Source organism: Zarconia navalis LEGE 11467 (assembly GCF_015207075.1).
GTDB classification, from domain to species: domain Bacteria; phylum Cyanobacteriota; class Cyanobacteriia; order Cyanobacteriales; family Geitlerinemataceae; genus Zarconia; species Zarconia navalis.
The window spans coordinates 1-6,549 of the sequence record NZ_JADEXN010000305.1 but is presented as its reverse complement, the minus strand read 5'-3'; the positions used below and the strand labels follow the sequence as shown (position 1 = coordinate 6,549).

The 6,549-nt window shown below is 46.2% G+C and carries 5 protein-coding genes and 1 pseudogene; 4 read left to right on the top strand and 2 right to left on the bottom strand.

Features of this window, described 5'->3' with window-relative positions; genetic code table 11:
- Window positions 1-1,066 (bottom strand): annotated as a pseudogene (locus IQ235_RS15395) (adenylate/guanylate cyclase domain-containing protein); the annotation flags it as partial.
- A 781-nt stretch (window positions 1,067-1,847) separates the two neighbouring features.
- Here IQ235_RS15395 and hisA point away from each other — a divergent pair.
- The 3 genes from hisA to IQ235_RS15380 all read left to right on the top strand — a co-directional run bounded on the left by hisA (window position 1,848) and on the right by IQ235_RS15380 (window position 4,088).
- Entirely contained in the window at window positions 1,848-2,621 is a 774-nt protein-coding gene (gene hisA, locus IQ235_RS15390; RefSeq protein ID WP_264322325.1) for a 1-(5-phosphoribosyl)-5-[(5-phosphoribosylamino)methylideneamino]imidazole-4-carboxamide isomerase, read from the top strand.
- A 118-nt stretch (window positions 2,622-2,739) separates the two neighbouring features.
- Window positions 2,740-2,895 (top strand): hypothetical protein, encoded by a 156-nt coding sequence (locus IQ235_RS15385; protein WP_264322324.1) that lies wholly within the window; start codon window positions 2,740-2,742, stop codon window positions 2,893-2,895.
- A 35-nt stretch (window positions 2,896-2,930) separates the two neighbouring features.
- Window positions 2,931-4,088, top strand: coding sequence for a response regulator (locus IQ235_RS15380; protein ID WP_264322323.1), 1,158 nt, complete (start codon window positions 2,931-2,933; stop codon window positions 4,086-4,088).
- Between the two features lie 14 nt (window positions 4,089-4,102).
- Here IQ235_RS15380 and IQ235_RS15375 read toward each other — a convergent pair whose 3' ends face one another.
- Complete coding sequence (locus IQ235_RS15375; RefSeq protein ID WP_264322326.1) at window positions 4,103-5,791, bottom strand: DUF2079 domain-containing protein; 1,689 nt, start codon at window positions 5,789-5,791, stop codon at window positions 4,103-4,105.
- A gap of 208 nt (window positions 5,792-5,999) precedes the next feature.
- Here IQ235_RS15375 and IQ235_RS15370 point away from each other — a divergent pair.
- A partial coding sequence (locus IQ235_RS15370; protein WP_319592604.1) for a circadian clock KaiB family protein occupies window positions 6,000-6,549 on the top strand: 550 nt, incomplete at its 3' end.

Genomic DNA, 6,549 nt, shown 5'->3' with positions numbered 1-6,549 from the left:
CTCCGGTAATGGCCGATCGAGCGGCTTCGGTTTCCACCGGTTGCAGGAGAATGGAGGTATTCAATCGTTTGATGAGATCGATGGTTTGGCTCGATATCCCGGCTTCGTGCAAATCGGCTTCATATCCTTTAGGATCTTGAATCAAAAATCGAGAAATCGATCGCATCAATAAATCTGCCCCCACCAGATAGGCTTCTCCGGTTTTGCCCAAGCCATTTTTCTCCCAATTTTGGTTACCCGTCATCACATTATTGATGTTATCGACGGGTAACTGAACCGCTAAAATCCCGACAATATGAGGACCGTTGTAAATGGGAGCGGCAAAAAACGCCGCCGGTGCACCGTAGGAGGGAACGTACGGTTTAAAATCCACCACTTGAACGAATCGTTGACCGGGGTTATCTCGAACTTTCTCGATCGCATCGGCGAGATTGCTACGTCGATAGGGCCCGCGATCGAGGCTAGTAGCATAGTCTGTTTCTTTGTATACCGAATACACAATTTCTCCCGTCTCGAAATCGATGAGAAATAGATCGTAGTAGCCAAATTTCTGAATCAAATTCCGAAACAGGGGATGATATTTTTGGTGGGCTTTGCTATATTCGCGACCATCTCCGGCATCGGTCAGCTCATCTTTTTCACCGACGGGTGATGGATTGCTTGCCAGGTAGAGATCTTGAAGGTACAAACCCACTTGTGTTGTGGGGCGATAGTTGGAAAAAACTTGCTCTCCTTCGATATTTTCTGAAAGCTTTGGAAAAAATTCTTGAGTATAATAATTTTTGACTTTTTGAGATGTTTCTGAAGAAATCACCTCGTTTTGCAGCTCTTTAAAGGCTGAGTTGAAATCAACCATGGCCGAGACGACCATGCGATCTTCGCTAAGAGTTTCTACGTGATTGCGCAGGATTCTCATGTAAGACTCTATTTGATTGCCTTTGGAGGCTCTGACGCTGGTGAGTCGTTCGAAGGTTTGAGTGGTGAAGGTACTTCTAAATCTCAACCAACTCAACAATCCCGCGATCGCAAGCGATCCCAAACTGACCCCTAAAAGTAGGGCCATCATTCTGGATTTGATACTGAGTTTATTCAGGAATAGCACCGAAGTTTAACTCCTTATATTAATATATGTTCAAGTTTGCTTTAATTTATTTTTGTAAAGCCTGTAATTCGCTAAATTATCCTATTTCGTGTTGGGCGGACTTGCATTTTATTAAGACCCAGAAAGAGCGCGATGAGAAGAAAATATCACAAAAATCGTGAATTGAAAGATTCATCGATCTCCAGACATCAATTAAGTTCTGCATTATTGTGTCGCGCGCAGAAGAAACGATCGTGCTATCCGGGTTGCAGTGAAAGGCGATCGACCCCGATTTAAAATTCTTGACGTTTCATTACATTGTGGAATTTATAATAATAGCGACGTTGCCGGTCAGCTCGCGATCTAGACTTTCCCTTTGGACTCACCTACACCCTTTGCCCTTTACCAAGACCGGCTCGCGCAGCACGATCGATCTGACATGAGACATCCGCACCGCACCCCCCCGATCTTGAAGCCCTCGCAACTCCAATCGCACTCGATCGTTCCATCTCATCCCACAGGTAAGTTCCCTCTAGGTGGGTCACCCTTTAAACCTTGAAAACTTGGTAAGATCGAACCCAGGACGTACTAAACTCTAAATTTAAACCAACATATTGGAAATAGTTGGCAAACGATCGGCACAACGGCAAAGCCCGCGCTATCAAACAAGTTAGCCTGATGCAAAAGCCAGATAACTCAAGCCTGGTGTTTTCCGATCTAAGTTGAGAATAGGGCCGCGATCGAGTGACGAGGTAATTCAACATTTATGCATATTATTCCAGCGATCGACTTACTAGAGGGGCGCTGCGTCCGTCTGTATCAGGGAGACTACAATCGCTCTGAGACTTTTGATGAAGATCCCGTTGCGGTTGCAAACCAGTGGGTGGAACGCGGGGCACAATGGTTGCATTTAGTCGATCTCGATGGGGCGAAGGTCGGTCAACCGCAAAATCAGGGAATTGTGGCCGAGATTGCCCGCGCTGTGCCAATTCCCGTTCAGGTGGGGGGAGGACTTCGCGATCGTGCGAGTGTGGAAAACTTGCTCGCTTTGGGTGTCGAGCGCGTTATTCTCGGCACCATTGCCGTGGAGAAACCGGATTTAGTCGCCGAGTTGTGTCGGGAGTTTCCCGGTAAAATTGTGGTCGGGATCGATGCGCGCAACGGATGGGTGGCGACGAGGGGATGGTTGGAAACCTCTGAAGTCCTCGCCACGGATCTCGCCGGACAGATGGCAAGTTTGGGTGCGGCCGCGATCGTTTATACGGATATCCACCGAGACGGAACCCTGAGCGGCCCGAATTTGGAAGCTCTGCGGCAGTTGGCTGGGGCGATCGATATTCCGATTGTCGCCTCGGGGGGGGTGAGTTCGATTACCGACTTGCTGAGTTTATCAGCTCTCGAACCGCAAGGGGTTACCAGTGTCATTGTCGGACGAGCGCTGTATACAGGAGATGTGTCTCTAAAAGATGCTCTTCAAGCGGTTGGGCCAACTCGCATTCTGGATATTCCTCCAGATTTTGGATCTTCGACTTGGGCTTAGAAAATCGATTTCTCGTTCAACTCGTGCGAGAGGCCATGACAAATTTGAGGCGAGCAACCCGGTTATCGGGGGCTATTTTTTGCATACTTCATCGAACGATCGTTTTGGTCTATTTGTTATGGTAATGACTCCAGAAGAACTTCAATATCTAATCCGAAAAACAGTTACGTACCTAGAATTTCAGAGTGATGATTCGGCTGTTGAATTGGTAGCTCAATGGCAAAATATTCTCGATCGGCTCGATCGCTTGAAACAGAAGAAACGACCGCTGTAAGTTTCAATTCAATCAGTGCATTACCGCTAGATACTATGCCGCATTATCCTCCTGTAAACTTCTTGCACGATAAGCTCATTCAAGCCAGTCAAAAGCAACTAACAGGTCGGCTGGAAGTTCAATCAGGTCGAGGCAAAGGATGGGAGCTTTATTTCTGTGTCGGCTATCTTTCTTGGGTATCGGGAGATTGGCATCGTATTAGACGTTTTCGCCGACAGTTGAAGGCTCAAAAAGTGAAGATAGACTGGAATCTCTTGTCCGGGCGAGATAATGACGATATGTTTCCTTGGGATTTTCAAGCAATTCAATTGTTGAAAAAACGAGGTATTATCACAGAAAAGCAGGTTTTCGAGATCGTGGATTCGATCGCGATCGAAGTCTTTTTTGATATTTTATTGTCGGGAATAAACTCAGATTTAAGCTATACAACTAACTTACAAGAAGATACTCTTTTATTTTTAAAAATGCCTTCTTTTAAGTTAAGTATTAAATCAATATTTTCTAAAGTCGAAAAACAAATAGATACTTGGATAAAATCCGACTTAGCCTCGATTTCTCCTAATGATGCTCCCCTTATCAAACATTCAAAAAGTTCGATCGAGAGCACGAATAAGCTTTATCAAAAAATCGCCGCCAAGATGAATGGCAAGAGAACTTTGAGAGAAATTTCTCAAGGCTTTAAAACCGATACATTTAAACTCACAAATTTTATTACCCCTTATATCCGAAAAGGGTGGATCGAGATCATTGAAGTTCCAGATATTTCCTATCAGTCAATTCCCAGATCCAAACTCAAAGTCTCGAAGATTCCCGAAATTCCGTTAATTGCTTGTATTGACGATAGTATTGGAACGATTAAAACGATCGAGCCGATCGTAAAAACGGCGGGCTACAGATTTTTGGCAATTCAAGATTCTCTTAAAGCGGTATTGACGCTAATCGAAACCAAGCCCGACTTAATTTTTCTCGACCTAGTAATGCCCGTCGCCAATGGATACGAAATTTGTACTCAACTGCGACGAATTTCTCAGTTTTCTAAAACGCCCATTATTATTTTAACCTCCAGTAAAGGGACAATTCCTCGAATGCGAGCAACCGCTGCCAAAGCATCTGGTTTTTTGAGTAAGCCCATTCATCCTCAAAAAGTTCTAGCGGTGATTCGTAAATACTTGGGAAAGCTCGATCGACCTTAATTCAACCAAATCTATTAAAGCGATCGCGTATTGAGTTCCTCGCGAAAAGTATCCCATTGTGCCACGGCATCAGGATCGGACATTTTGCCCTGCTGCATCAAAATTATCCCGTCTTGAAAGTCAACAATGCCGTAGTCTCCCGATTCCGTCAAGCCATCGATCGCCCAAACTAAAGCTTGTAGTAAAAAGCGATCGTGCTTGAATGCAGCTTGATATTCTTGCAGGTGCCACAAATCGGCGATCGCGTAATCCATCCGTACCACCTCTCCCGCATCATCGCGAACCTCCAAAAGCGGGAACCGAAAGGTTTCGCCCGAATCGGAATTCGGATCTCGTAAAACCAGCATTGCCGCATCTTCGAAGCCGACAATACGGTTGTCTTCAGCGTAACGAGATAAATCGGGATGGGGTAAGCGCAGAACCTTTCGGCGTCCCGACAGATGGGGAATAAAACCTGTGGTGGCTGCTACGCCAGCATCGGGGGGAATACGATCGAGTAGCGGATAAGCCTGACGCGCGTGTTCCCACTGACGGTTTAGGGGTACGTAAACCAACGGTTGAATCGAGTCGGGGATTGCAAAAGAAAGTGTCCGGTTGGGGTTAGAAACGAGAGTAATGATTACCGATAAACTCATGCAAAAAATCCAAAAACGGCGAATTGAAATTTTGTCGAACCGTTCGGGATTTTGAGACCACCATTGAATCGCACCGTAAAATAATCCAGGAACGATCGTCATGGCATAGCGAATATTAATCGAGAGAACGGTTTGTCCTTTGGCAATCAGAAGTTTGAATAAAGGAAATCCAGCGATCGCCCATGCTGTTGGAGAAAGTACCGGCACGAAAGCCAACGGCAAGCACTGACCCAAGATATAATTAATCGTGCGATCGAATGGGGTTAAAAGTTCGCGAATCAAAATTTGGGGCTTGCTCAAAATCCCCCAAATTATTTCCAACGTCGAGGCTTCGGTGCCATCGGCATACTGACCGAAACGTTCGATGGTAAATCGTCGGGATACATCTTCGGAAAACAACGGCATAATCGCATTGGTAAGCACCAAAATATAACCGAAACTTAGGGCACAGACTGCCAATCCCACGCGGGGGTAGCGCCGACTCAATACTAAATAAACTCCCACCCCGAACAAGCTGACTCCCGAGTCTTCTCGCACCATCAAAATACACCCCGCCAAAACCCAAAATAACCACCACCATCGTTTTTCCATCGCCAGCAGCAAACCAAACATAAACAGGGGAAGTTGGCAGCTATCGTGAAAGTTACCCAAAGTCGGACCGAGAATGGCGTTGGCGGCGTAGTAACTAACGGCGATCGCGGCGGCGATGGGAGAGGACACCGACTGCCGTGCCAGAAAGTACAGAACAATTCCGGCAGCCGTCACCAGAGTGACTTGCAAGACACTCAGAGTCGCAGCCGTCGGAAAGAGCGCGTAGAACGGCAGCCAGAACAGTAGGGCCGGTGTAAAATGTTGCCCCAGTCGGTGATAGTACACTTCCGGAATCTGATTGTCCCCCACCACGTCGATCGAAAGTGAAGAGGACAAAGAACTCTCAAACAGACGACCGTGGGAGTTGTTCCAAAAGACCTGATTGAAAATTCCCTGATCGAAAGATGCGTAAAACGTATAGTAGCGGTGAAGGATGAGTACCAAACAAATTCCAAAGAAGGCAAGTGCTGCCCCCATGGTGAGTCGGAACCAAGGATTTTTGTGCCAATCGATCGATTTTACCAACCTACTTCTCCAAACTTAGGATTCAGGACGACAGAATGTACCAGAACAGGATAATATATCGAAATCTAAAGAAGATATTAAGCTCACAAAATTCTTTCATTTTTCGACCTTCGGCCTAAGTCGATCGACCTACTCGTTTTTCATCCTTTATCGAGATGGTATGCCAGCATCTCCTTCCCAATTCAATTCTTCGGAAGCTCCCCTGCAACTATTGTTATTTGTCGATGGACGACCCAGTTCTTGGGAACAACTTCGGCAGGTTCTTGCGTACCTTAAAGAAAAAAATAACGAAGTAGACTGGGATCTCAAAACCATTAAAGTTAGCGAAAAACCCTATTTGGTCGAGCATTTCAAGTTAGTTGCCACCCCAGCATTAATTAAAATACATCCCGAACCCCAGCAAACCCTAGCCGGCAGCTATATTGTCGAGCAATTGGCTCGGTGTTGGCCGCGCTGGCGGCGCTCTGTTGAAGACTGTACCGAAAAAACGTCCGAGCCCAATCCCCTGGAGAAAACAGCATCGAGCGATCGCTCCCTCGGTTCGATTGCCAACTCCGCTCAAGTCATTCAACTGTCTGACGAAATTTTTCAACTCAAACAAGAAAAAGAGGAACTGCAAGAACTATTGCGATTTAAAGAGCGACTGATTTCCATGCTCGCTCACGAAATCCGCAACCCTCTAACGGCCACATCCATGGCCATCGATACCC